This window comes from Pseudomonas sp. C32, from assembly GCF_030417915.1.
Taxonomy (GTDB): domain Bacteria; phylum Pseudomonadota; class Gammaproteobacteria; order Pseudomonadales; family Pseudomonadaceae; genus Aquipseudomonas.
In genome coordinates this window covers 25283-51145 of record NZ_JAUHUK010000008.1, presented here as the reverse complement: position 1 = coordinate 51145, position 25863 = coordinate 25283, and the positions used below count along the sequence as shown (strand labels likewise).

General features: G+C 60.2%; 27 protein-coding genes. 15 read left to right on the top strand and 12 right to left on the bottom strand.

Annotation, left to right across the window (positions count from 1 at the left end; translation table 11 throughout):
- Positions 1-504: 504 nt before the first annotated feature.
- From rluB to QYH43_RS10995, 5 genes are all read right to left on the bottom strand, one after another.
- The gene (rluB, locus tag QYH43_RS11015; RefSeq protein WP_095058987.1) at positions 505-1728 is read right to left on the bottom strand and encodes a 23S rRNA pseudouridine(2605) synthase RluB; all 1224 of its coding nucleotides are present in this window, start codon (positions 1726-1728) and stop codon (positions 505-507) included.
- A 276-nt stretch (positions 1729-2004) separates the two neighbouring features.
- Entirely contained in the window at positions 2005-2988 is a 984-nt protein-coding gene (gene scpB, locus QYH43_RS11010) for an SMC-Scp complex subunit ScpB (RefSeq protein ID WP_095058986.1), read from the bottom strand.
- Between the two features lie 11 nt (positions 2989-2999).
- The gene (locus tag QYH43_RS11005; RefSeq protein ID WP_177408826.1) at positions 3000-3698 is read right to left on the bottom strand and encodes a ScpA family protein; all 699 of its coding nucleotides are present in this window, start codon (positions 3696-3698) and stop codon (positions 3000-3002) included.
- A gap of 120 nt (positions 3699-3818) precedes the next feature.
- Positions 3819-4448, bottom strand: a complete 630-nt coding sequence (locus QYH43_RS11000) for an L-threonylcarbamoyladenylate synthase (protein ID WP_095059054.1) — start codon at positions 4446-4448, stop codon at positions 3819-3821.
- 13 nt (positions 4449-4461) lie between these two features.
- Positions 4462-5325, bottom strand: coding sequence for a PHP domain-containing protein (locus tag QYH43_RS10995; RefSeq protein WP_095058984.1), 864 nt, complete (start codon positions 5323-5325; stop codon positions 4462-4464).
- An 87-nt stretch (positions 5326-5412) separates the two neighbouring features.
- Here QYH43_RS10995 and QYH43_RS10990 point away from each other — a divergent pair, with 87 nt between their 5' ends.
- The 6 genes from QYH43_RS10990 to QYH43_RS10965 all read left to right on the top strand — a co-directional run bounded on the left by QYH43_RS10990 (position 5413) and on the right by QYH43_RS10965 (position 9630).
- Positions 5413-6009 (top strand): septation protein A, encoded by a 597-nt coding sequence (locus QYH43_RS10990; RefSeq protein ID WP_095058983.1) that lies wholly within the window; start codon positions 5413-5415, stop codon positions 6007-6009.
- A gap of 1 nt (position 6010) precedes the next feature.
- Positions 6011-6310, top strand: coding sequence for a YciI family protein (locus QYH43_RS10985; RefSeq protein WP_057715934.1), 300 nt, complete (start codon positions 6011-6013; stop codon positions 6308-6310).
- Positions 6311-6420: 110 nt separating this feature from the next.
- A complete protein-coding gene (locus QYH43_RS10980; RefSeq protein WP_095058982.1) occupies positions 6421-6834 on the top strand; it encodes a translation initiation factor 2 in 414 nt (137 codons plus the stop codon).
- 7 nt (positions 6835-6841) lie between these two features.
- Positions 6842-7519, top strand: coding sequence for a response regulator transcription factor (locus QYH43_RS10975; protein WP_301157045.1), 678 nt, complete (start codon positions 6842-6844; stop codon positions 7517-7519).
- A 215-nt stretch (positions 7520-7734) separates the two neighbouring features.
- On the top strand, positions 7735-8184 hold the full coding sequence (locus QYH43_RS10970; protein ID WP_095058980.1) for an LTXXQ domain protein: 450 nt from the start codon (positions 7735-7737) through the stop codon (positions 8182-8184).
- 102 nt (positions 8185-8286) lie between these two features.
- Positions 8287-9630: a cell wall metabolism sensor histidine kinase WalK gene (locus QYH43_RS10965; protein ID WP_301157044.1), complete on the top strand. Its 1344-nt coding sequence runs from the start codon at positions 8287-8289 to the stop codon at positions 9628-9630.
- A 20-nt stretch (positions 9631-9650) separates the two neighbouring features.
- On the opposite strand, the gene QYH43_RS10960 is transcribed toward QYH43_RS10965, so the two are convergent.
- Positions 9651-10217 (bottom strand): NAD(P)H nitroreductase, encoded by a 567-nt coding sequence (locus QYH43_RS10960; RefSeq protein WP_301157043.1) that lies wholly within the window; start codon positions 10215-10217, stop codon positions 9651-9653.
- A 120-nt stretch (positions 10218-10337) separates the two neighbouring features.
- On the opposite strand from QYH43_RS10960, the gene QYH43_RS10955 reads away from it, so the two are divergent.
- Positions 10338-11792, top strand: a complete 1455-nt coding sequence (locus QYH43_RS10955; protein ID WP_095058977.1) for a TrkH family potassium uptake protein — start codon at positions 10338-10340, stop codon at positions 11790-11792.
- On the opposite strand, the gene QYH43_RS10950 is transcribed toward QYH43_RS10955, so the two are convergent.
- Positions 11749-12810 carry an AraC family transcriptional regulator gene (locus QYH43_RS10950; protein WP_095058976.1) on the bottom strand — a complete coding sequence of 354 codons (1062 nt, stop codon included), beginning with the start codon at positions 12808-12810 and terminating at the stop codon, positions 11749-11751. The two genes, QYH43_RS10955 and QYH43_RS10950, sit on opposite strands and share 44 nt — an antisense overlap.
- 162 nt (positions 12811-12972) lie before the next feature.
- Here QYH43_RS10950 and QYH43_RS10945 point away from each other — a divergent pair, with 162 nt between their 5' ends.
- Both QYH43_RS10945 and QYH43_RS10940 read left to right on the top strand, forming a co-directional pair.
- Positions 12973-13284, top strand: coding sequence for a DUF962 domain-containing protein (locus QYH43_RS10945; RefSeq protein ID WP_301157042.1), 312 nt, complete (start codon positions 12973-12975; stop codon positions 13282-13284).
- Positions 13285-13311: 27 nt separating this feature from the next.
- Positions 13312-13902, top strand: coding sequence for an HD domain-containing protein (locus QYH43_RS10940; RefSeq protein WP_095058974.1), 591 nt, complete (start codon positions 13312-13314; stop codon positions 13900-13902).
- Between the two features lie 34 nt (positions 13903-13936).
- On the opposite strand, the gene QYH43_RS10935 is transcribed toward QYH43_RS10940, so the two are convergent.
- Entirely contained in the window at positions 13937-14752 is an 816-nt protein-coding gene (locus tag QYH43_RS10935) for a UDP-2,3-diacylglucosamine diphosphatase (RefSeq protein ID WP_095152147.1), read from the bottom strand.
- A 134-nt stretch (positions 14753-14886) separates the two neighbouring features.
- Here QYH43_RS10935 and QYH43_RS10930 point away from each other — a divergent pair, with 134 nt between their 5' ends.
- Together QYH43_RS10930 and QYH43_RS10925 are read left to right on the top strand one after the other, a co-directional pair.
- A complete protein-coding gene (locus QYH43_RS10930; RefSeq protein ID WP_095058972.1) occupies positions 14887-15651 on the top strand; it encodes an AraC family transcriptional regulator in 765 nt (254 codons plus the stop codon).
- Between the two features lie 145 nt (positions 15652-15796).
- On the top strand, positions 15797-16690 hold the full coding sequence (locus tag QYH43_RS10925; protein ID WP_095058971.1) for a DMT family transporter: 894 nt from the start codon (positions 15797-15799) through the stop codon (positions 16688-16690).
- On the opposite strand, the gene QYH43_RS10920 is transcribed toward QYH43_RS10925, so the two are convergent.
- The 4 genes from QYH43_RS10920 to recQ form a co-directional block, all read right to left on the bottom strand.
- A complete protein-coding gene (locus QYH43_RS10920; protein WP_095058970.1) occupies positions 16684-16971 on the bottom strand; it encodes a SelT/SelW/SelH family protein in 288 nt (95 codons plus the stop codon). The two genes, QYH43_RS10925 and QYH43_RS10920, sit on opposite strands and share 7 nt — an antisense overlap.
- A 31-nt stretch (positions 16972-17002) precedes the next feature.
- Complete coding sequence (locus QYH43_RS10915; RefSeq protein ID WP_301157041.1) at positions 17003-18235, bottom strand: FimV family protein; 1233 nt, start codon at positions 18233-18235, stop codon at positions 17003-17005.
- 127 nt (positions 18236-18362) lie between these two features.
- A complete protein-coding gene (locus tag QYH43_RS10910; RefSeq protein WP_095152151.1) occupies positions 18363-18797 on the bottom strand; it encodes a MarR family transcriptional regulator in 435 nt (144 codons plus the stop codon).
- Between the two features lie 119 nt (positions 18798-18916).
- Entirely contained in the window at positions 18917-21043 is a 2127-nt protein-coding gene (gene recQ / locus QYH43_RS10905) for a DNA helicase RecQ (protein ID WP_095058967.1), read from the bottom strand.
- A 364-nt stretch (positions 21044-21407) separates the two neighbouring features.
- On the opposite strand from recQ, the gene QYH43_RS10900 reads away from it, so the two are divergent.
- The 4 genes from QYH43_RS10900 (at position 21408) to lapD (ending at position 25829) form a co-directional block, all read left to right on the top strand.
- Positions 21408-21995: a YecA family protein gene (locus tag QYH43_RS10900; RefSeq protein ID WP_095058966.1), complete on the top strand. Its 588-nt coding sequence runs from the start codon at positions 21408-21410 to the stop codon at positions 21993-21995.
- A 10-nt stretch (positions 21996-22005) separates the two neighbouring features.
- Positions 22006-22401, top strand: coding sequence for a YbaN family protein (locus tag QYH43_RS10895; RefSeq protein WP_007975274.1), 396 nt, complete (start codon positions 22006-22008; stop codon positions 22399-22401).
- Between the two features lie 756 nt (positions 22402-23157).
- Complete coding sequence (gene lapG, locus QYH43_RS10890) at positions 23158-23865, top strand: cysteine protease LapG (protein ID WP_301157040.1); 708 nt, start codon at positions 23158-23160, stop codon at positions 23863-23865.
- A gap of 23 nt (positions 23866-23888) precedes the next feature.
- A complete protein-coding gene (lapD, locus tag QYH43_RS10885) occupies positions 23889-25829 on the top strand; it encodes a cyclic di-GMP receptor LapD (protein ID WP_095152153.1) in 1941 nt (646 codons plus the stop codon).
- Positions 25830-25863 lie beyond the last annotated feature (34 nt).

Below are 25863 nucleotides of genomic sequence, written 5' to 3'. Positions count from 1 at the left end.
CTGCTGCCAGACTCGCTGGACAAGCGTGTCTATGGCCGGGATTGCCTGTGTCCGCCACGAGAGGCTCGGGCGGCTGCAAATACGGGGTCGGACCCTTGCGGATCAAAGACGGGGACGGCAGTAAAATCGCCCCTCGCGGAGAACTGAAAATGGATTGCGGCGATCATTGCGCCTCCTTTTTGTTATGCACCTGCACGACAGGCATGGCGCGCATGACACCCTGACTGGAGTGGTGAAACAAGCGGGCCAGAGGGCTGGAAGCTAACCGGGAGGGGCTGATGTGTAAGCGTTTTCTTACGGCATCCAGGAAGTGTCGAATCCACAGGGTGAATCCGTGGGATTTGTCAGGATTTCTTTACAGACCGTAACATCGGGTTTCCATTCGGGAGAGTATGGTGTTGCCGCTTTGCCCGCGAAGAGGCCATTGAAAACACTTCATGGCTAAAACCAGACCAAAAAAAACGCCAACCCGAAGGTTGGCGTTTTTTATGAAGCGCTGACCGATTACTCAGGCTTGCGACGACCAAAGCCAGGACGCTGACCCGAACCCGCCGGAGCGCCACGGCGCTTGCCCGACGGTTTGTCGCTGTCGACCAGGCTGATGCCAGGACGCTTTTTCGGTGCAGGCTTGGCCGGGCGCTTGGTGTCGACCGGACGATCGGCCACCGGCGTGCCACGACCTTCGCCGCGCTCGGTACGGCCATTCGCCGGACGCGGCGTGCGTGGACCGCGCTCACCGTCCTGACGGGCGGCTGGCTTGCGACCTGGACGCTCGCCTTCGATCTTCGGTTCGCGGCTGGCACGCGGAGCGGCGGGTGCACCGGGTACGGCAGCAGCCGGACGCAGGGTACGAACGCGCTCGGTCTTGGCCATCGGACGTGACGATTTACGCTGCATCCGGTCCAGTTTGTCTTTGCTCTTGGCGTTCATCTGCGGCATCGCGACCGGCGTCAGGCCGACTTCGGCACTCAGAACATCAACTTCGTACTGGCTCATTTCGCGCCAGCGACCCATCGGCAGGTCGGAGTTGAGGAACACCGGACCGAAACGCACGCGCTTCAGACGGCTGACCACCAGGCCCTGGGATTCCCACAGACGACGAACTTCGCGGTTGCGACCTTCCATCACCACGCAGTGATACCAGTGGTTGAAACCTTCACCGCCTGGCGCTTGCTTGATGTCGGTGAACTTGGCCGGACCATCTTCAAGGACCACGCCAGCCTTCAGGCGCTCGATCATCTCGTCATCGACTTCGCCACGCACACGTACCGCGTATTCACGGTCCATCTCGTAGGAAGGGTGCATCAGGCGGTTGGCCAGCTCACCGTCGGTGGTGAACATCAGCAAACCGGTGGTGTTGATGTCCAGACGACCGATGTTGATCCAGCGGCCTTCTTTCGGCTTTGGCATCTTGTCGAACACGGTCGGGCGACCTTCCGGGTCGACACGGGTGCAGATCTCGCCATCGGGCTTGTTGTACATGATCACGCGGCGGACCGACTCGGAAGCCTCTTCGCGCTTGATCACCTTGCCATCGATGGTGATGGCGTCGTGCATGTCGACACGCTGGCCAAGGGTGGCGTCTTTGCCGTTGACCTTGATGCGGCCGTGGCTGATCCAGGCTTCCACGTCACGGCGCGAGCCGATGCCGATACGGGCGAGGACTTTCTGCAGCTTTTCGCCTGCTGGGCCGATTTCCTGGTCGTCTTTCTGGTCTTTGATACTCATCTGGGCACCTCCCGGTGTGGTCTGTTCAGGCGTTGCCTGAAGCGATGTAAATCTGAGTTCTTGGCGATGGGATCGCCGAAGGGTCGCGAATCATACGCGCATGCGGGCGTTTGCGCATCAGAGACTAGCTGATCAAGGCAAGGTTATTTGCTTTTCCGCCGACCGGTGATCGCGAGCTTTTGTAGGAGCCGGCTTGCTGGCGATGCGGCCAACGCGGTGTATCTGAAGGACCGCGGTGATGCCATCGCCAGCAAGCCGGCTCCTACGGGATGGTGGTCAGTCTTCGAATTCGCGGCGTTCGGCTTCGATGGCTTCGGCCAATGCCTGGGCTTCGGCCTCTTCGTCCGACAGTTCAGGCTCGGGTTTCGGCGGCTCGAGGGCGGCGACGGCGGCCAGGAGTTTTTCCCGGGCTTGTGCGACGCCGAGGATATCGTCTTCCTGCTCCGGTTCAGTTTCAGTTTCAGGCTCGGGCTCGGGCTCGGGCTGCGCCGCTTCGACGTCTGGTTCGACATCCGACTGCTCCGAATCGAACTCAGGCGACACACCATCACGCAACAAATCGTCGAAATCGGTCTTGATCCCCTCCTCCATGGTGTCCAGCTCCAGAAGCAGCGTATGGAAACTGGTCTCTTCCTTCGGTTCCTCCGGCTCGGCGCTGGCATCGGCCAGCGCTTGCAGGGCGGCCGGCACCGGGGCATCGTCGAAATCGAGCACCGGGTCCGGTTCCAGTTCACGCAGTTCGGCCAGCGGCGGCAGGTCGTCGAGATTTTTCAGGTTGAAGTGATCGAGAAAGGCCTTGGTGGTGGCAAACATCGCCGGTTTGCCGGGCACGTCGCGGTAACCGACGATCCGAATCCACTCGCGCTCCATGAGGGTCTTGACGATGTTGCTGTTGACCGCCACGCCCCGCACGTCTTCGATCTCGCCCCGGGTGATCGGCTGGCGATAGGCAATCAGCGCCATGGTTTCGAGCATGGCCCGGGAATAACGCTGCGGGCGTTCTTCCCACAGACGCCCGACCCACGGCGAGAATTTTTCGCGAATTTGCAGGCGGTACCCCGAGGCCACTTCCTTGAGTTCGAAAGCGCGGCCGTCGCAGGACTTGGCCAGAATCGTCAGGGCCTTCTTGAACACCGGCGGCTCAGGGCGCTCGCCTTCCTCAAAAAGTTCGAACAGGCTTTCCAGGGATTGCGGCTTTCCCGAGGCCAACAGAAAGGCTTCAAGCAATGGCGCCAGCTCGCGGGGTTCACTCAGGTTCATGATTCAACTCGTTATTCGGCTCGGGCCCGCACGTGGATCGCTGCGAACGGCTCATTCTGCACCAGCTCGACCAAAGATTCCTTGACCAGTTCGAGAATCGCCATAAACGTCACGACCACCCCCAAGCGTCCCTCTTCAGCGGTGAACAGTTCGACAAACGGCACGAAACCGCCGCCCTTGAGCCGTTCCAGCACATCGCTCATGCGTTCGCGCGTAGACAGCGCTTCGCGGCTGACCTGGTGGCTTTCGAACATGTCGCCACGGCGCAAAACCTCGGCCATGGACAAAAGCAACTCGGACAGACGCACGTCCGGCAACAGCTTGCGCGCCCGGGCTTCAGGTGCATCCAGCTTCGGTACCACCACGTCACGTCCGACGCGGCTCAGGCCATCGATCCCTTCGGCGGCAGCCTTGAAGCGTTCGTACTCCTGCAAGCGGCGGATCAGTTCGGCGCGCGGGTCGTCTTCTTCCTCCTCGACGGTTTCAGCCCGTGGCAGCAGCATTCGCGACTTGATCTCGGCGAGCATCGCGGCCATCACCAGGTACTCGGCCGCCAGTTCCAGGCGCACCGACTGCATCAACTCGACATAGCCCATGTACTGGCGGGTGATTTCCGCCACCGGAATGTCGAGGATGTTGATGTTCTGCTTGCGGATCAGGTACAGCAGCAGGTCGAGCGGGCCTTCGAAGGCTTCGAGAAAGACTTCCAGCGCATCCGGCGGGATGTACAGGTCCAGCGGCATTTCCATGACCGCCTGGCCATAGACCATGGCGAAAGGCAGTTCTTGCTGGGCGCCGGCCTGACTGTCGACGGGTTCTACTGCCGACATCTACGCCTCGGCCATGAAAGGCGCAGGGTCGCCGCAGCCAACGCGGATGACTTCAGGCTCGCCGTCGGCGAGGTTGATCACGGTGGACGCCTTGATGCCGCCGAAACCGCCGTCGATGATCAGATCAACCTGATGCTCGAGCAGTTGGCGCATTTCATAGGGATCAGACATCGGGTCAGTTTCGCCGGGCATGATCAAGCTCACGCTCATCAGCGGCTCACCCAGCTGTTCCAGCAGTGCCAGGGCAATCGGATGACTCGGAACACGCAGGCCGATGGTGCGTTTTTTCGGGTGCAGCAACAACCGTGGCACTTCGCGGGTGGCGTTGAGAATGAAGGTGTATGGCCCCGGCAGGTGCGCCTTGAGCAGACGGAAAGTCCCGGTATCGATCTTGGCAAACAACCCCAGTTGCGACAAATCGCAGCAAATCAGCGCGAAGTTGTGCTTTTCATCCAGCCCGCGCAAACGGCGCACGCGCTCGACGGCAACCTTGTCGCCGATCTGGCAACCAATGGCGTAGGACGAGTCTGTGGGATAAACCACCACCCCGCCGCTGCGGATGATCTCGACTGCCTGTTTGATCAGGCGCGCTTGCGGGTTTTCCGGATGAATCTGGAAAAATTGACTCACATTTTCTACCTGTTCAGACGGCGGCAATAACTGGGTCATGTTTGAATCGGCACCAAAGTGGCGGCAGATCCTCCGGGAGCGGGCGGTACTCACCGATCTCTGACCAGCCTCCCGGACCATGAAAATCACTGCCGGCGCTGACCAGCAGACCGAATTCACGGGCCAGAATGGCCAGGCTGCCCACTTGCTCGGCGGGCTGGTAACCATTGACCACTTCGATGGCGTGGCCACCTGCTTGAATATAGTCGGCAATCAGGCGGCGGCGCTTGCTGCGAGTGAATTCGTAGTGCCATGGGTGAGCAAGACTGACCCAGGCCTTGGCCGCGCGCAGGGTTTCGACGGTGTCTTCCAGCGTCGGCCAGTGTTGCTTGACGTCGCCCAGCTTGCCGGCGCCCAGCCATTTGCGAAACGCTTCGGCGCGATCCTTGACGAAACCTTCACGGACCATCCAGTCGGCAAAGTGCGGGCGGGCCGGTGCGTTGCCGCTGTCGCCCAGCTCCTGCTGTATCGACCGGGCACCTTCGAGCGCCCCCGGCATGCCTTTGAGCGCCAGTTTTCGGCTGATCTCTTCGGAACGCAGCCAGCGCCCATCGTGCAATTTGGCGATCGCTTCGACCAACGGCGCGGCGTTGACGTCGAAACCATAGCCAAGCACGTGAATGGTGGCGCCGCCCCAGGTGCAGGACAATTCGACCCCGTTGACCAGTTGCATTCCCAGCGCATCCGCAGCGCTGCGCGCCTCGGCGAGGCCTTCGAGGGTGTCGTGATCGGTCAGGGCCAGGACTCGCACGCCGTTCTCGAACGCACGCGCAACCAGAACCGCAGGCGCCAGGGCGCCATCGGAGGCCGTGCTATGGCAGTGCAAATCAACATTCACAGGGCTTTGTAACCTCAAATCAGCTGGCGCTATCGCGCGCCCATATGTTTGTTATTATGCCGCCACATCCTGCTTCTGGCTGCCACTGTGAAACAATTCATCGATTTCATCCCGCTCCTGCTGTTTTTCATCGTCTTCAAAATCGATCCACGGGTCGTCGACATTGCCGGTCATGAGGTAACTGTAGGCGGTATTTACAGCGCCACGGCCATGCTGATCATCAGTTCGCTGGCGGTTTACGGCACGCTGTTCATCAAACAGCGCAAGCTGGAGAAGAGCCAGTGGCTGACGCTGATCGCCTGCCTGGTCTTCGGTAGCCTGACGCTGGCCTTCCACAGCGAGACGTTCCTGAAATGGAAAGCCCCGGTGGTCAACTGGCTGTTCGCGCTGGCATTCATCGGCAGCCACTTCATCGGTGACAGCCTGCTGATCAAGCGCATCATGGGCCATGCACTGACCCTGCCGGAGCCGGTCTGGACGCGCCTGAACATCGCCTGGATCGGTTTTTTCCTGTTTTGCGGTGCCGCCAACCTGTTTGTCGCGTTCACCTTCCAGAGCTACTGGGTCGACTTCAAAGTCTTCGGCAGCCTGGGCATGACTTTGCTGTTCCTGGTTGGCCAGGGCATCTACCTGTCCCGCCATCTGCATGATGCCGATACCACAACGCCTAAAACCGAGGACTGACATGCTTTACGCAATCATTGCCACAGACGTCGCCAACTCCCTGGAAGCCCGCCTGGCCGCACGGCCTGCACACCTTGAGCGCCTGCAAGTGCTCAAAGGTGAAGGTCGCATCGTTTTGGCCGGTCCACACCCGGCGATCGACAGCAATGATCCAGGCGCTGCGGGTTTCACCGGCAGCCTGATCGTCGCCGAGTTCGACTCCCTGAGCGCCGCACAAGCCTGGGCCGACGCAGATCCGTACATCGCCGCAGGCGTCTACGCCAACGTTCTGGTCAAGCCGTTCAAGCAAGTCCTGCCGTAACACCTCTCCACGCGGTGAACCTTATTGGTTCATCGCGTTCTCAATCGCTCATTATTCTCGTTTGCCGGCCGACAACTTGCCCAATACTCGTATTGGAATCAGGAGTCGCGATGCGCAAAGGTCCGTTGTGTCTGATGTTAGTCACGTTGTCGATCATGGCACCCGCCCACGGTGAAGAAAGCGCCGAGGAAGGTCATTCCACGCCGCTGTCCTTGAGCGCCGGCAGCCAGATCAATGAATTGCAGCAACGCTTGAAAGACAGCGAGCGGCAACGGGAAGAACTGAGCAAACAACTGCAGAATGCCGATGGCGAGCGCGAAAGCGCCCAACTGGCCCGGTTGCGCCAAGAGAACCAGCGACTGAAGCTGCAACTCAAGGAAGCCCAGGCCGGCAGTTCGGTGCCACGCTGGTTGACCGATCAGCAACAATGGTTCGTGATCGGCGCCGGGGTAGCGCTATTGGCTCTGCTCTGCGGTATCTTCGCCAGTGGGGCAAGTCGAAAACGTCGACAATGGCTAAATTGAGTGAGTCATGAGCGAGCTGTTACTGATTGATGATGACCAGGAGCTGTGTGAGCTCCTGGGCAGTTGGCTGAGCCAGGAAGGATTTCAGGTTCGCGCCTGTCACGACGGCCAGAGTGCGCGGCGTGCACTGGCGGAGGCCTCCCCGGCGGCCGTGGTGCTGGATGTGATGCTGCCCGACGGCAGCGGCCTGGAACTGCTCAAGCAATTGCGCAGCGATCATCCGGATCTGCCGGTGCTGATGCTCTCGGCCCGGGGCGAACCGCTGGACCGCATCCTCGGCCTGGAACTCGGCGCCGACGATTACCTGGCCAAACCCTGCGATCCGCGGGAACTGACCGCCCGCCTGCGTGCGGTGTTGCGCCGCAGCCATCCGGCGGCGGTGTCCAGCCAGATGGAACTGGGCGACCTGTGTTTCAGCCCGGTGCGCGGCGTGGTCAGCATCGATCAACAGGAATACATCCTCACCGTCTCTGAAAGTCGCCTGCTCGAAGCCTTGCTCAAGCAACCCGGCGAGCCTCTGGACAAGCAGGAACTGGCGCAAATCGCCCTCGGCCGCAAGCTGACCCTGTACGACCGCAGCCTGGACATGCACGTCAGCAACCTGCGCAAAAAAATCGGCCCGCACGCCGATGGCCGACCGCGCATCGTTGCCCTTCGCAGCCGCGGTTACTACTACAGCCTCTGACGAAACACGCCCCCTGTAGGAGCTGGCTTGCCAGCGAAGCTTTTGATGGCCTCAAGGCCCCTTCGCCAGCAAGCCGGCTCCTACAGGGATGTTTTGTCAGGGACATAGAAAACCATCTTTACCCAAGCCTTACACTCCGCTGACCGCCGCTGACCTTGATCTCCGTAATCTGCACTCATCCGGAACGTACCGGGAACGAGACAAGGAGATACACCATGCGCAAGACTCTTATCGCTCTGATGTTCGCTGCCGCCCTGCCGACCGTTGCCATGGCCATGCCCGAAGGCGCAGGCCCGATGGATGGCTCGATGGACGGTTCGCGCCACGGCGGTCAGATGCACGGCATGCACGGCAAAGGCCCGTACAGCCAGCTGGACCTGAGCCGCGAACAGCGCGAGCAGATCCGCAAGATCATGGGCGAGCAAATGCACGAGCGTAAGCAAGTGGTCGACAAATACCTGGAGAAGCTCTCGCCAGCCGACCAGAAAGCCATGAAAGACGAGATGACCGCGAACCACAAAAAAGCGGAAGCGGATGTACGCGCCTTGTTGAAACCGGATCAGCAGAAAGAATTCGACGAAATCCAGAAGAAACAGGCTGAGCGTCGCGCTGAATGGACCGAGTTCAAGGCCTGGAAAGCGCAACAACCGCAAAAGGCGCAATAATGCGTTAACCCCGGACCCAACGACTCAACCGCGTTGGGTCGCATGCGTTTGATCTAATGTGGGAGCGAGCAGGCTCGCTCCCACACGTTTCGAGGATTTTCTGTGCGTTCATTGTTCTGGCGTATTCTGGCCAGCTTCTGGTTGGCCATCGCTCTGGTTGCAGGGTTGTCCATTCTGCTCGGGCACATGCTCAATCAGGACGCATGGATTCTCAGCCGTCACCCGGGCCTCAACACGCTGCCCGAACAGTGGACGCAGACTTACGAGTCCGAAGGCGAAGAGGCCGCCCAGGACCTTCTTCAGCAACGCAAACGTCAGTATCACATTGACGTTCAGGTGCTCAACGAAAGTGGCGACCCGGTGGTGCGCGGCACATTCCCTCGTCGCGCCGCAGCGTTCGAAGCGCGGCAGAATAACGAAGACCGACGCCTGCCATGGCGACGCCTGACCGATGAATACACCAGCGAAAAAACCGGCGACACCTACCTGCTGATCTACCGCATCCCCCACCCGGAACTGGACGCCTGGCACCGCGAAAGCCTGTTATGGCCGTTGAGTGCGCTGGGTATTGCCTTGGTGGTGCTGACTTTATTCAGCCTGCTGGTGACCTTTTCCATCACCCGCCCGCTCAGTCGCCTGCGCGGCGCGGTGCATGACCTCGGCCAAACCACCTATCAACAAAACAGCCTGGTGAAACTGGCTAACCGCCGCGACGAGTTCGGCGTACTGGCCAACGATTTCAACCGCATGGGCGCGCGCCTGCAAAGCCTGATCGGCAGTCAGCGGCAATTGCTGCGCGACGTGTCCCACGAGCTGCGCTCTCCCCTCGCTCGTTTGCGCATCGCCTTGGCACTGGCCGAGCGGGCCACTCCGCAAGAACGCGAACAGCTGTGGCCGCGCCTGACCCGCGAGTGCGATCGCCTGGAAGCGCTGATCAGCGAAATCCTAGTGTTGGCGCGGGTCGATTCCGACAACGCCAGTGCGGAAGAGGTGGACCTCAACGCGTTGCTCACCACCCTGCAAAAGGATGCGCAACTGGCCTCACCGGATCAGCTTGTCCATCTCGAAGCCGAGCCGCAACTGAACCTCAAAGGCTGGCCGACCATGATCGAACGGGCCGTGGACAACCTGCTGCGAAATGCCCAGCGTTTCAACCCGGCAGGTGGCATGCCCATCGAAATACAGGCCTTGCGCCAGGGCGAACGCATTGTGGTGACAGTGCGCGATCATGGGCCTGGAGTGGATGCCGAGCACTTGAGTCAGCTCGGCGAGCCGTTCTACCGCGCCCCCGGGCAAACCACCGCCGGACATGGCCTGGGGCTAGCCATTGCACGGCGTGCGGCAGAACGGCATGGCGGCAGCCTGGCGCTGGCCAACCATCCTGAAGGCGGGTTTATTGCCAGCCTGGAATTGCCGTTGGTGCCGGGGGCTGTTGCGCCGTTGTAAGCGCTGCGATCTGTTGATCTTTAGGCTTTACCGGGCCAGGCGCTGACGAACTCGGCCAGGTCGACCTTCTCGGCCACTCGCGGTTCTTTCTGCGGTGTACCCAGATAAAGGAAAGCAATCACTTCCTCCCCTTCCGCCAATCCCAAACCCTTGGCCACATGCGACGAATACGCCAGGTCACCGGTACGCCATACCGCGCCGATGCCTTGGGCATACGCCGCCAGCAAAATCCCGTGGGCTGCACAACCCGCCGCCAGCAGTTGCTCGGACTTAGGGTATTTGACGTGATCCTGCACGCGAGCAATCACCACGACCACCAACGGTGCCCGCAGCGGACCGTTGCGCGCCTTGTCGATGGCCGCTTCGGTGACTTCGCTGTCCTGCAGTCTTGCCGCTTCGGCGAGCAACTCGCCCATTTGCTCACGTGCCGCGCCTTCCACCGTCAGGAAGCGCCAAGGCTGCAAATGGCCGTGGTCCGGTGCCCGCATGGCGGCGCCAAACAGCACTTCACGTTGCTCCGCGGTCGGTGCCGGATCAAGCAGTCGTGGGACGGAAACACGGTTGAGCAAAGCGTCGAGAGCCTGCATCGGCCACCTCCTGAAAAATTTGTGCGGCTATTCTAGCTGTAACTACCACCGCAGTGCGGTTTACATGCCCCGCCTCGCAGGTAGAATGGCGCCCTTCCTTACTTCAGCCGAGCGGACCTCATGGCGTTGCCGACCTTACGGATCATTGGTTTCATCATCGGCATCTTCCTGATCACGCTGGCGATTGCCATGGTCGTGCCCATGGCCACGCTGGTCATCTTTGACCGCACCAGCGACCTGACATCGTTCCTCTGGGCCAGCATGATCACCTTTGTCGCCGGTCTGGCGCTGGTGATTCCGGGGCGTCCCGAGCACATTCACCTGCGCCCGCGGGACATGTACCTGCTGACCGTGAGCAGCTGGCTGGTGGTGTGCATCTTCGCGGCGCTGCCATTCCTGCTTACTCAGCACATCAGCTACACCGACTCCTTCTTTGAAAGCATGTCCGGCATCACCGCCACCGGCGCGACCGTGCTCAACGGCCTGGACACCATGTCCCCCGGTATCCTGATGTGGCGCTCGTTGCTGCACTGGATCGGCGGCATCGGCTTTATCGGCATGGCGGTCGCGATTCTGCCGCTCTTGCGCATTGGTGGCATGCGGCTGTTTCAGACCGAATCGTCGGATCGATCGGAAAAAGTCATGCCCCGCTCGCACATGGTGGCGCGCCTGATCGTGGCAGCCTATGTCGGCATTACCATTTTCGGCAGCCTGGCATTCTGGTGGGCCGGGATGAGCCCGTTCGATGCGATCAACCACGCGATGTCGGCGATTTCCACCGGCGGTTTCTCCACCTCCGACCAGTCCTTGGCCAAGTGGCCGCAGCCAGCGGTGCATTGGGTGGCGATCGTCATCATGATTCTCGGCGCCCTGCCGTTCACCCTGTATGTCGCGACGTTGCGTGGCAACCGTAAGGCGCTGATCAAGGACCAACAGGTGCAGGGCTTGCTCGGCATGTTGCTGGTGACCTGGCTGGTACTCGGCACCTGGTACTGGTGGACCACCCAGATGCATTGGCTGGACGCGCTGCGGCATGTGGCGCTGAACGTGACGTCGGTCGTGACCACGACCGGTTTTGCGCTGGGGGACTACAGCCTGTGGGGCAATTTCTCGCTGATGCTGTTCTTTTATCTGGGCTTTGTCGGCGGTTGCTCGGGTTCGACCGCTGGCGGGATCAAGATTTTCCGCTTCCAGGTCGCCTACATCCTGCTCAAGGCCAACCTTAACCAGCTGATTCACCCGCGAGCGGTGATCAAGCAGAAGTACAACGGCCACCGGCTGGACGAAGAGATCGTGCGTTCGATCCTGACGTTTTCGTTCTTCTTTGCCATCACCATCTGTGTGATCGCACTGCTGCTGTCGCTGCTCGGTGTGGACTGGATGACTGCGTTGACCGGCGCGGCCAGCACCGTGTCCGGCGTCGGCCCGGGCTTGGGCGAAACCATCGGCCCGGCAGGCAATTTCGCCACCCTGCCGGACGCCGCCAAGTGGATTCTGTCGGCCGGCATGCTGCTGGGCCGACTGGAAATCATTACTGTGTTTGTGCTGTGTATTCCGGCATTTTGGCGTCATTGATCGCCGCAGGCGCTTGCAATAGCCGCATCCGGTACTCGCCGGGTGTGGCATCGAACCAGCGGCGGAAGGCGCGGAAGAAGTTGCTCGGATCGGCGAACCCCAGCAGATAGGCAATTTCCAGCAAGGTCATGTTCGGTTGCGCCAGATACTGCTCGGCCAATTCGCGTCGGGTATCGTCGAGCAACACCTGGAAACTCGTGCCCTCTTCCTGCAAGCGACGCTGCAAGGTTCGCTGGGACAAATGCAGCGTCTGCGCCACGGTGTCGCGCTTGGGCTCCCCTTGAGGCAACAGACGACACAACACCTGCCGCGCCTTGTGAGTCACACGGCTTTCCGAAAAGCGCGCCAGGTATTCACCGGCAAAACGATCATGCAGCAACGCCATGGCCTCGTTGGCCGTCGGTAGCGGCGCTTCCATGTCCGAGCGTTCGAAGATCAGCGCATCGTAAGGCGCACTGAACACCAGCGGCGCATGGAAGGCTTGCTTGTACGGTTCCAGGTCGACCGGCTGATCGCCCTGAACCAGCACTTTGCGTGGTTGCAACGTCCGCCCGGTCAGCCAGCCGCACAGGGCCAGCGCACAGGCCAGCGAAGCTTCGGCGCTTTGTCGGGTCGGCGGAAGATGATCGCCGTGCACCGTCAGAATCAGCGCGTAACCTTCGTCCAGCAGCTTGAAACTCAGGTCGGCACTTTCGGCGATGATGCGCTGAAACCGCACCAGGCGCTGGAAGCCTTCGGCCAGGGTCTGGCTGGACATCAAGGCGTAGCCCGCCACGTGAAATTGCGCAGGCCGCACCACTTTGCCCATGTTCAGGCCAATGGCCGGGTTGCCGGACAACTCGACCGCGCGTTGCCACAGCCGTGTCATGGAATCCTGTGGGAAGCGGGCATCCGGATCATCCAGTGCCGCATAGTCGAGCCCCAGCTGCTTGAACAGAACCCGGCAATCCAGGCCGTCCATCTCCAGCGCTTTGACAATCCCCATCGCCCAGCTTGCAGAGGTCGTTCGTTCGCTCATGGCGTTTTCTGTCTTGGTGAGCCGTCTCGAGGCGGCTGATTGTCGAAGGATAGTAAAGTGGCGCCTATTGTCACTGGCTGATGCCACTGATCACTCTAGACTCAAATAAGCTACCCACAGAACAAGTTGTCATCAGAAACAACAACCACAGAGATCGCAGTCGTGGAAAACATCAAGCGCTTCAACAGCTTCGCTGAGTTCTACCCGTACTACCTCAGCGAACACAGTGACAGTACCTGCCGACGATTGCATTTTATCGGCACAACCCTGGTCATTTTCATTCTCGCGCTGACCATCGGTCGTGGTGCCTGGATGCTGTTGTGGGCCCTGCCCCTGGCGGGTTACAGCTTCGCCTGGGGCGGGCACTTCTTCTTCGAAAAGAATCGTCCTGCGACGTTTCAACATCCCTTTTATAGCCTGCTCGGTGACTTCGTCATGTACCGGGACATGATTCTGGGGCGCGTTCCGTTCTAGTCACACGCCGTCAAAAGAGACCTGCCGATGAATGCCAATGCCCGCTTCACCCACATGAAGGATGGTACCGAAGAAGACTGGGCGATCATCGCCGCAGATTTCAGTGCCTACGCCCGACAATTGCCGACCCGGATTGTGGCGCACCTGAAGTTGCTGGAGGGTGACTTTGGCGGGTTCCCGGTGGATCGCCTCACACACTCCCTGCAAACCGCCACCCGCGCCTGGCGCGATGGCCGCGACGAAGAGTACGTGGTTTGCGCCCTTCTTCACGATATCGGCGACACGCTGGGTTCCTTTAACCACCCGGACATTGCGGCGGCGATCCTCAAGCCATTCGTCAGCGCCGAGTGTTTATGGATGGTGGAGAAACACGGGATTTTCCAGGGTTACTATTTCTTCCATCACCTGGGCATGGACCGGCACCTGCGCGAGCAATTCAAGGACCATCCGCAGTTTCAGGCGACGGCCGAGTTCTGCGCCAAATACGATGCCGCGGCGTTTGATCCGGCGTATGACACGCTGCCGCTGAGCTTCTTCGAGCCGATGATGGAGCGGTTGTTTGCGCAGCCGAAGAACTCGATCTACAAAGCGGCGATGGAAGAACATTCGCCAGCCTGAAGTCAAAAGATCGCAGCCTGCGGCAGCGATCTTTTCAAGCCAGTTCTGCGACTTTCGAAGCTTTCAACTGCGCCTCCCGCGCCTGGGCATCCGCCAACCGATACAACTCGATCGTGCCATCCCAGTGCTCGATCAACGCCGTGCACGACTCCACCCAATCCCCGCAATTGAGGTAATCCACCCCGCCCACCTTGCGGATCTCGGCATGGTGAATGTGCCCGCACACCACGCCGTGCAGCTCGCGCTTGACGCACTCATGGGCGATGGCTTCTTCGAAGTCGCTGATAAAGCTGACCGCGGTTTTGACCTTGTGCTTGAGATACGCCGACAGCGACCAATAACCGTAGCCGTAACGCGCACGCCAATGGTTGAGCCAGCGATTGAGGGTCAGGGTAAATTCGTAGGCCGAGTCGCCGAGGAATGCCAGCCAGCGGTGGTAGCGGGTGATCACATCGAACTGGTCGCCATGGATCACCAGCAGATGCCGGCCATCGGCGGTGACGTGCACGGCTTCATCCACCAACTGGATGTTACCCAGAATCAGCTTTGAATAACGACGCAGGAATTCGTCGTGGTTGCCGGTGACATAAATCACCTCGGTGCCACGCTTGCTCATGGTCAACAAGCGGCGGATCACATTGGTATGCGCCTGGGGCCAATACATGCCACCGCGCAGTTTCCAGCCGTCGATGATGTCGCCGACCAGGTAAACCTTGTCCGCGTGGTAGCCCTTGAGAAACTGCGACAGGTGTTCAGCCTGACAATCCCGGGTGCCCAAATGCACGTCGGAAATCCACAAAGTTCGCACGCGTTGCTTACGGGTAGGTTTGGCGAGCTCGGCGCTGGTCATGGGCAACCCTCTGGCAAGTTTTGGCAAGTTTGCGCCGGACCGGTTAATGGTCCATGACAGCGCCAAGTCAGTCCCGTGACAGCGTTTGCAACCCGACTCGGTGTAGACTGGCCGCCTAATCCGGGAGACCTGCGATGAGACCGATCCTCACGCTACGCCAGTACAGCCACGACCTGATCGTTCACAGCCACGAACATGCGCAACTGGTGTTCGGGCTGTCGGGCGCCCTGGATTTCGAGGTCGGCGGCCATGGCAGTCAGGTGGTTCAGCAGAGCTTCGTGGTGATACCGTCCGGCGCGCATCACGCGTGCGGCAGCGCCAATGGCAGCCGTTGTCTGGTGCTGGACGTGCCCAGCGAACAGTGGGTGGCCCAGTCGCTGGGGGATCACGCAGATTCCAGTCGGCGCCTGCTCGACAATGCCGGCCGGTTGGCACTGGATGCCGGGCAAAGCCAACTGGTCCAGTGGCTGGCGAACAGTCCGGTCGATGATCCGCTGATTGCGCAACAGGGCGCAGTCTTGCTGCTGGCCAGTCTCAACAAGGCCAGAGCCGAAACCGTCGGCGGTCGGCGCCTGCCGTATGCCGCGCTGAATGCGCACATCGATCAGTACGCAGCCTATCCGCTGCAAGTGGCCGACCTGGCCCGCGTGGCCGGGCTCTCCAGCGCTCGTTTGCACGCACGATTCGTGACCGAATGCGGGCAGACGCCGATGGATTACATCCGCAGCCGGCGCCTGCACATCGCCGTGGATCTACTGCGCACCTCAGCGCTGCCCATTGGCGAGATTGCCTGTCGGGTCGGTTACAGCTCGCAGAGTGCGTTTGCGGCAGCGGTGCTCCGGGAGTTCGGCGCATCGCCCGGCAAACTGCGGCGCGAGGCTGGCGACAAAAAACGCTAGTTTGCCGACAGACACCACGGGGCCGCACGGTTCAATGTAGGAGCTGCCGGAGGCTACGATCTTTTGACGTTGTTTTTTTCAAGATCAAGATCAAAAGATCGCAGCCTCCGTCAGCGCCTACATGATTTTACTGTTAAGGATCGCAATGACTCCCCGTACTGCCCTTGGCGCCCTGCATATCGGCGCACTGATGTTTGGCCTGACCGGCGTGTTTGGCAAACTTGCTGCCGCCTCTCCGGCAGTCATCGTTTTTGGTCGTGCCGCCTTCGCCGTGTTGGCCCTGGCGTTTTTTGCCCGGTTCGCCAGCCAGACGCGCTGGCAAAGGCTCGAAGCCGTGGATTGGCGACGCCTGTTGCTCAGTGGTTTGTTGCTGGCCGGGCACTGGGTGAGTTTCTTCATTGCGGTAAAAGTCGCGGGCGTGGCGATTGCGACGCTGGGTTTTGCCAGTTTTCCGGCGTTTACCGTGATCCTCGAAGGGCTGATCTTCCGCGAGCGCATCCGTGCCAATGAGATTCTGCTGGTGGTGCTGGTCAGCGTCGGCCTGGTGCTGGTGACACCTGATTTTGACCTGGCCAGCGGCGCCACCACTGGCCTGCTGTGGGCAGTGGCTTCCGGTTTGCTGTTCGCCCTGCTGTCACTGACTAACCGCGCCAGCTCCGGACGAATCCCGGCCGTGCAGGCAGCCCTGTGTCAGAACGTGGTAGTCGCCGTGTGCCTGCTGCCGGTCGCCGCACCGCAGTTGAGTGAAGTGCGAGCCCTCGACTGGCTGTGGATCGGTCTGCTCGGCGTGTTCTGCACCGGTGTCGCCCATAGCCTGTTTGTCGCCAGCCTCGCGGTGATCAAGGCGCGCACCGCCGCCGTGGTGTTTGCCCTGGAGCCGGTATACGGCATCACCATGGCATGGCTGTTGTTCGATGAAAATCCGACCCTGCGCATGCTGCTCGGCGGCGCCTTGATCATCGTGGCGATCGTGGTGTCCAGCAGACTCTCAGGCGGTTCTCCCAAGAAAGCACCTGTGGCACAGGCCTCGTCTCACTGAGTACGGTCGTTGTGCCCGAGGTCGCGGTCCGGATCGATCTGATCACGGACCCGCTGCTTGAGGACCTTGGCTTCAGGAAAACCACCGTCCGCCTTGCGTTCCCAGATCTGTACATCGTTACAAAAAACATGAAAGACCCCGCCCGTGCCGGGCACCAGGGACACTTTGCCCAGGTCATCACCGAACGTGCTGAGCAGTTCCTGCGCCAGCCACGCTGCGCGCAACAGCCACTGGCATTGGGTGCAATAGGTGATGATGATTTCCGGTTTGCTGGCGGTCATGGCGGGCGAAACTCCAAGTCTGAGGACGCCGCTATGATAGCCCGGCTTGCAGCTCCGGAGCTGAACGCTTGAGGTCATCCCGTGGCTGCGGATCGGCCTCCAATACCCACTCCATTGTTGCTTCGTGCTCGCTCAAGGTGACGGGTTTGGCATTTGCGTACGGATTGATCAGCTCCCAACTTGAGTCCATGGTCAGCTGATCAATGTTTAGCCGAGAGGTGTCGTCGGGCACATCTTCGGGTGGGGCCGCAGCGGCCATCGTTGTCTCAGTGGCCGGGGAGAAATACGTAAGCTGCTGATGCTCCTGATCCGCAGGAGATTCGTAATGCACGGGAGTCGATTGCATCACAGGCTCCTGCCCCCGAAGTTCATCCATCGCCCCCTCGGGCTCGGATTGAGCGCGGCGACGCTGGCGAAGCATCAACCAGCCCAACACCAGCAACGCCGCCATCATTGGATACCGGGCGGCCTGCAGCCAGTCCGTGCCGGGTTCTTCAAGCGCGTCGGGGTTGAGTGGAACCGGCTCGGCTTGCAGACTCTTGAGCGCCAACAATTGCGATTGTTGCTCGGCCAGCTGCTTTTGCTGGACAGCAATCTCCTTGTCCTGCCTTTGAAGCTTTGCTGTGAGTTCATCGACAGTGGTTTGCAGCTGTCGGTTTTGCAGGACACTGGCCGCCAGTTGCTCGGCAGCGGGGCCCGTTTCCGGCTCTGACACGAATGATGCAGGCTCGGTTTTCAGCGATGGAGTTTTCGTCGCCAGTGGCGCCACGACGGACGGTTCCACGCGGGGGAAGGCAGAAGACGAAGGGCTGAAAACCGGCTCATCCGTGGCGGGAACAATCTCCGGTGAGCCTGGCGGATCGATCAGCACGGTGTATTCACGCACCAATCGACCATTGGGCTGATCGAGTTGCACGAGGAAGTCCAGGAAGGGCTCGTTGACCGGTTTGCTGGAGGTCACCTGGATCAGGCTGCGATTGCCGCGCAGGACCGGGGTGAACGTCAGATGATGGAGGAACGGTGCGCGATCAACCCCGGCGCGGCTGAACTCATCTTCCGTCGCGAGCCTGACCGACAAATCGCCCTCTTCAAGCCCTGAGGCATCCACCAGCGCAATCTCGGCACGCAACGGCTGATTCAGCGCCGAATGCAGGGTGATTTCACCCAGGCCCAACGCAGGTGCCAATGCCGAGTAAGTGACGGCGGCCCCGACCAGAAACAGGCGACCACCACCGCGCAAAACCAACCGCCAACGCTTGAACATGAGCATCCTTTAGATTACGAGAACCGACCCGCACGTATTCGCACATCCGGTACGAACACGATATTGCCAAGTAGTTCTTATAGTCCGCGCAACGCTGTCGCTCAAAAGCCTGACGGTTTGTTATGCCTCAAGATTTTTCCAGGTTGGCCAGAATGTGCCCGTGAACCCGCATGCAGACCTTGAGATCCGCCTCGTCCACGCCTTCGAACAATTCGAGACGAAGCTGATTGGCAATGGTTTCAATTTGTTCAATCAGGGGAAGCGCCGGAGCGCAGAGGACAATTTTTTTCGCCCGACGGTCTTCCAACACTGCCTGGCGTTGCACCAGGCCCTGCCCTTCGAGGCTGTCAAGCAACCGGGCCAGGGTCGGCCCTTCGACACCAACACTTTGCGCCAGCTCACGTTGGGTCGGCGCGTCTTCAAAACGGGCCAGATGCAGCAGCACCAGCCAACGCGCCTGGGACAGCCCCAGGCCAGCCAGGCGACGATCCAGTTCGGCACGCCAGCCGCGAGACATCTGCGCCAGTTGCATGCCAAATCGGTGCGGTTCGGTTAACGGCATAAAACACTCATGATTAGACTGAAATAGAGGAAAACTAATTATTAGCCAGCTAATCATGAGCCTTGGAATGAAGCAAGGCTTGTTCCTTGGTGAATCGTTACATCACCTGTATGGATCAATCAAATCTCGAATTCAGACTGCAACGCTGCCCGGACGCAGTACAACACCCCTTCCGGCACCCTGCCGGCAAACAGCGCGGATATCTCGGAAACCGGCGGCAACTCGCCTTCGCCGTCGAGGAACGCGTCCTGGACTTCGCCCATCAGATCCTCAGGCAGATCCAGCGCCTGTTCGAGCGACAGCTGCTGCTTGCCGATCGCTTCGGCCAGCATGGTGTAGACGTTCTTTTCCGAGCACTGCAACTGACCGGCGATCTGCACCGGCGTCATGCCGGCGCGAGCCAGTGTGATCAGCTCGTGACGCACATCGGCCACCACCTTCGGTGCCTCGACCTGACCGCCGAGCACTTCGAGGAAGGCCTCGCCATAGCGTTCCAGCTTGCGTGCGCCGACGCCGCTGACCGTGGCCATTTGTGCCAGCGAAGTCGGTTGGCTGCGCAGCATTTCCAGCAGGGTCGAGTCGGGGAAGATGACGTACGGTGGCACGCCATGTTCTTCGGCGAGTTTGCGACGCAAGGCGCGCAAGGCTTCCCATTGTTCGCGCTCTTCACCACGGACCAGCTGACTCGCCTGGCTCTTGCTGCTCTTGGCTGTGGTTTGTGCCTTGAGGTCGCGGCGCAGCTCCAGGGTCACTTCCCCCTTGAGCAGCGGCCGACACGAATCGCTCAAGCGCAGACCGCCATACCCTTCATGGTCGACATCGGCCAGCCCGCGAGCCACCAACTGCCGGAACAGCGAGCGCCATTCGCCCTCGGCCCGCGCCTTGCCGACCCCGAACACCGACAGGTGCTGATGGCCGAAACTGCGGACTTTTTCGTTGTCCTTGCCCAACAACACATCCACCAGATGCCCGACGCCATAGCGCTGGCCGGTGCGGTAAATCGCCGAGAGCGCCTGACGCGCCGGTTCGGTGGCGTCCCAGGTCTGCACGCCGTCGACACAGTTGTCGCAATGGCCGCACGGCTCGGGCATGTCTTCGTCGAAGTAGGCCAACAGGGTCTGGCGACGGCAACGGGTTTCCTCGCATAGCGACAGCATCGCATCGAGCTTGTGTTGCTCCAGGCGCTTGTGACGCTCGTCACCTTCGGAGTTCTGCAACATCTGTTTGAGCATCACCACGTCTTGCAGGCCGTAGGCCATCCACGCATCCGCCGGCAGGCCATCACGACCGCCGCGACCGGTTTCCTGGTAATAGGCTTCAAGGGATTTCGGCAAATCAAGGTGAGCGACAAACCGCACGTTCGGTTTATCGATGCCCATGCCGAATGCGACGGTGGCGACCATGATCAGGCCTTCCTCGTTGAGGAAGCGCTTCTGGTTAAAGGCGCGCAGATCGTTCGGCAGACCGGCGTGATACGGCAATGCGGGAAAGCCTTGCTCGCTGAGAAACGCCGCGACTTCCTCGACTTTCTTGCGCGACAGGCAGTAGACGATGCCCGCATCGCTGCGCCGCTCGGCGAGGAACGCCAGCAACTGCTTGCGCGGCTGTTCCTTGGGCACGATGCGATAGAAGATGTTAGGTCGGTCGAAGCTCGACAGAAAGCGCTCGGCATTCTGCAAATGCAGGCGAGTGACGATTTCTTCGCGGGTGCGCTTGTCGGCAGTGGCGGTCAGGGCGATGCGCGGCACATCGGGGAAAATTTCCGCCAACTGGCCCAATTGCAGGTATTCCGGGCGGAAGTCGTGGCCCCATTGCGATACGCAGTGGGCTTCGTCGATGGCGAACAAGGCAATGTTCAGCCCTTGCAGGAACGACAACATGCGCGGCTGGACCAGGCGTTCGGGGGCGAGGTAGAGCATTTTCACCTCTCCGCGCTTGATGCGGGCCGCGAGGTCGCGCTGCTGCTCGGCGCTGAGCGTGGAGTTCAACGCCGCAGCGGCCACACCCAGTTCTTCGAGGGTGGCAACCTGGTCGTCCATCAACGCGATCAGTGGCGACACCACCACCGCCAGGCCGTCGCGCAGCAGCGCCGGAACCTGGAAGCACAGGGATTTGCCGCCGCCGGTAGGCATCAGGACCAGGGCATCGCCGCCGTTGGCCACGCGCTCAATGATTGCACCCTGGCGACCACGGAAACTGTCGTAGCCGAAGATGTCCTTGAGGACGCGTTGAGCCTGTTCGAGCATAAAAACTCCAAAAATCACCGAAACATCCCTGCAAGGCTGGTTCAGAACACGCGATGCTGCACCGACAAATCGTAAGGGTGCATTGCATGACGCTTCACATTTCAGCCGTGAGACCCGCAGGGCATCACAAAACGCGCGAGTATACCCGAGCGCTGTCCAGCGAAGGGCACCGCTGATAAGTCAAATCTGATCCGGTAGGCGCTGCCGAAGGCTGCGATCTTTTGATTTTGTTTTTCAAGATCAAACGATCGCAGCCTTCGGTAGCTCCTACATTAATAGGGAGGCAAATATGCCGTGCGGCTGGCCCAAGCGCTCAAGAAGGCCTAGAATTCCCGCATCGAACATTCCCCAAGGTAGTCCTTTAATGTCCTTCGCTGAGCAACTAACCCGCCTGCAAGTCTTCCTCGACGCCGACGAACTGCATGACGAGGCGCTGGACTACGTGGCCGCCCACGGCTACCTCACCGCGCTGTCGATCTGTTCCGAGGTCGTTCCCGATCGCGAATGGATCGATGCCCTCTTCGCCGAAGAGCCGCATTACAGCAGCGAAGCCCAGCGCGAAGAGATCGAAGCCACCCTGATCGGTCTCAAAGCGCACATCGCTCGTCAACTGGCCTCCGATGAAGAGTTCGAGTTGCCATGCGATCTGGACCTGGGCGACGACCCGGATGATTCCGACCTGCGCGGCTGGTGCATCGGCTTCATGGAAGGTGTGTTCCTGCGCGAAGCGGCCTGGTTCGAAAGCGCTGAAGAGGAAGTCAGCGAAATGCTGCTGCCGATCATGGTCGGTTCGGGCCTGTTCGACGAACAGCCAGAATTCGAAGACATCGCCAAGGATGCCAACCTGATGGACGACATGATCGTGCAGATCCCGGAAGCCCTGACTGCGCTGTACCTGCTGTGCAACGCACCCGACGAAAAACCGGCAATTCTGAAACCACGTCACCACTAAGGTCCTGCCTATGGACAACCCCATAGGCAACCGCCCCCTGATGTTGCGCTACGTGCTGCTGGCCATCGGCTGGTTGAGCGTAGCGTTGGGGGTCATCGGAATTTTCCTGCCGGTACTGCCCACCACACCTTTCCTCTTGCTGGCGGCCGCCTGTTTCGCCCGCAGCTCGCCGCGTTTCTATCAATGGCTGGTGGAACATCCGCGGCTCGGGCCGTGGATTCGCGACTACCTCGATGGCAATGGCATACCGCTCAAGGGCAAGGTGTATGCCATCGGCCTGATGTGGGCCAGCATTCTGTTTTCCTGCTATCTGGTGCCGTTGCCTTGGGCGCGGGGGTTCATGCTGACCAGTGCGGTGTTGGTGACGATTTATATTCTGCGGCAGAAAACTCTGCGCAAGTCTTGAGATTCTGAGTCGGAGTACATATCCGTTGCTGCGGTCACGGCCGCTATTGGCTCCGCCCTTACGGCGGGTCACTTTCGAAAAGCCGGAGCAACCAAAGCGCGTTGACGTTCCGTGCCCGCGGCGGCCTATCGGCCTGGTTCTGATGCGTCTGTGTTCCCCTGTAGGAGCTGTCGAGTGCAACGAGGCTGCGATCTTTTGACTCTGTTTTTTACAGGAAAGATCAAAAGATCGCAGCCTTCGGCAGTTCCTACGGAGTGATACATCCGCGAAATCAGGTCGACTGGCAGGCCGCCATCGCTGGCAAGCCAGCTCCTACAGTTTTTGGCGTGGCACACAAATTACTCGACTGGCACCAAACCTGTAGGAGCAAGCTTGCTCGCGATGAGGCCAGTGCATCCAACATCGATGCTGACCGACAGGCCGCCATCGCTGGCAAGCCAGCTCCTACAGTTTTTTGTGTGGCACACAAATTACTCGACTGGCACCAAACCTCTAGGAGCAAGCTTGCTCGCGATGAGGCCAGTGCATCCAACATCGATGCTGACCGACAGGCCGCCATCGCCGGCAAGCCAGCTCCTACAGTTTTTGCGTCGACCGCAAACTATTCGAACGACACAAAACCTGTAGGAGCAAGCTTGCTCGCGATGAGGCCAGTACATCCAACATCGATGTTGACTGTCAGGCCGCCATCACTCAACCGAGCACTAGTAACAAACACCACCTAGACTTCACCAATCTGCATTCGAGCAGCCCGACATGCCCCGCGGTCCGCGTAGTCCAGGATGGCCAGCGCTCCGACTCCGGTTCGGTGGATGGCTGCTGGCCAGTTTATTACTGCTGGCCGCCCTCAACGCCGTCCAGGCCGACTGGAACTTCACCCAAATCCTGCAATCAGCCGAAAAACGCTACGGCCCCCTTGGCCCGGCGCGAGGGCGGATCGAAGCCTGGAGCCAAATGCTGCAAGGCGAACGCGGCGCACCTGAGCGAGAGCAACTCACGGCGGTCAATCGGTTCTTCAACGGGCAACTGAATTTTCAGGACGACACACGCATCTGGCGTCAGACCGACTACTGGGCCACGCCGGTCGAGGCCTTGAGCAAAGGCGCCGCCGACTGCGAGGACTATGCCCTGGCCAAGTATTTCAGCCTGCGCCAACTCGGCGTGCCCAGCGAAAAACTGCGCATCACCTACGTCAAGGCCTTGAATCAGAACCAGGCACACATGGTGCTGACCTATTACAGCAGCCCCACGGCCGAACCGCTGGTGCTGGACAACCTGATCGGCGACATCCGCCCTGCCTCCCAACGTAAAGACCTGTTGCCGGTGTACGCCTTCAATGCTGAAGGCTTGTACCTGCCTGGCAAGAACGGTGGCCAGCGCAGCAGCGATTCGAAAAAACTGTCGCGCTGGCAGGATGTGCTGAAAAAGATGCAGGCCGAAGGGTTCGATGTCGGCGACGGTTAGGCGCGACAGCAAGGAGCCATTTCATGACATTGCGCAAACAGTTGTTTCTGGCCATCTGCCTGTTCTTGCTGGTGGCGTTCAGCGGCAGTTTTTTCGTCAGCCTGGAAAGCTCGCGCGAGCAGACGCTCAGCCAATTGCGCGCCCATGCCCAGGATGCAGCCACTGCCCTGGGATTGTCCCTGACGACGCAAATCGATGACCCGGCGATGGTGGAGCTGATGGTCAGTTCCATTTTTGACAGCGGTTACTTCAGTACCATCCGCATCGTTGACATCAAGGATGACCAGACGATGCTGGAACGCAGCACCTCCACGAAAATCGACGGTGTGCCGCGCTGGTTCGTCCGCTTGGTCCATCTGCGCCCCGAAGGTGGCGATGCGCTGATCATGCGCGGCTGGGAGCAAGTGGCGCGGGTCGAAGTGCTGAGCAATCCGCAGTTTGCCCTGGCCAAGCTCTGGGACAGCACCCTTGGCAGCCTGATTTGGTTGCTGCTGTGCGGCCTGCTCAGCGCCGTGTTTGGCGCATGGTTGCTGCGGCGACAGCTTCGGCCACTCGACAATATGGTCCGGCAGGCCGAAGCCATCAGCAAACGCGAATTCCTCAGCCTGCCGAAACTGCCGCGCACACCGGAACTGAAACGGGTCGTGCTGGCCATGAACCAGATGGTCGAAAAGCTCAAGGCCCTGTTCGCCGAAGAGGCGGCGCGCAGTGAAAAACTTCAGGCTGAAGCGTATCTGGATAACCTGACCGGGCTGGCCAACCGCCGCTTGCTGGACGAACAACTGGGCGATCATTTGCGGGTCGGCGAACAAAGCCGCGACGGACACTTGTTGATGTTGCAGATCAACAACCTGGCCGGCCTCAATCAACGCCTGGGCGGTCAGCGTACCGATGCATTGATCGGCACCGTCGCTGAGTTGCTCACTCGCCTGACCCAGTTACCGGAACGGCGGACCTGGCTGGCAGCGCGTAATCGCGGCGGTGAATTCAGCCTGCTGACTCCCGGCCTGAACAACGAAGAGGCTGCACGCCTGGCCACGGAAGTCAGCGCGACCCTGGAAAACCTGCGCTTGACCGGTTCCAGCGACTGCACGCCTGTTGCTCATTTGGGCATCGTCACCTACCGACCCGGCGAGCCGGCGAGTGATGTATGGCTGCGGCTTGATCAGGCATTGACCGAAGCACGGCAGCACCCCGAACGCCCATGGATACATCTGAGTCACCACGACACGACCGTCAATCACACTCAACACGACTGGCGGACCTGGATCGACGAGGCGCTGAACGAGGGCAAATTGAAGCTGTATTTCCAGCCGGTCGTGCAATGCGCTGACACCAGCCTGGTACTGCATCACAAAGTGCTGGCACGGTTGCTCGATCCACAAGGCGAAGCAATTGCCGCCGGGCATTTTTTGCCGTGGATCGAACGGTTCGGATGGTCGGCAAGGTTCGACATGGCGATGCTGGAAGCCACGCTGGATTACCTGGTGGTTAATCGCTGGCCTTTGGCATTGAGCCTGTCCGGGAGCACCTTGAGTGATCAGACACAGTTGAGGGAAATCCTCGATCTGCTCGACTCCCTTCCCGAACTCGCACCGCTGCTGACCCTGGAAATCGACGAGCGCCAGCTACCGTCTCCCGAGGAGCTGCATCGTTTGAACATCAGCCTGCTCAACACCGGTTATCGCATCGGCCTGCAGCACTTTGGTGGGCGCTTCAGCCAGATCGGCAACCTCACCCAGTTGGGGTTGGCCTATCTGAAAATCGACGGCGCCTATATCCGCAGCATCGATGAGCAACCGGATAAACGCCTGTTCATCGACGCCATTTTTCGCGCGACCAACAGCATTGATTTGCCGCTGATTGCGGAGATGGTCGAGACGCGTGGGGAGTTGGCGGTGATCAAGGAGTTGGGCGTGTTCGGTGCCATGGGACGATTGATCGGGCCACCGGAGCCGATGTAAGCCCGAGGAACTGGGCCTTGAGATGAGCTGAATC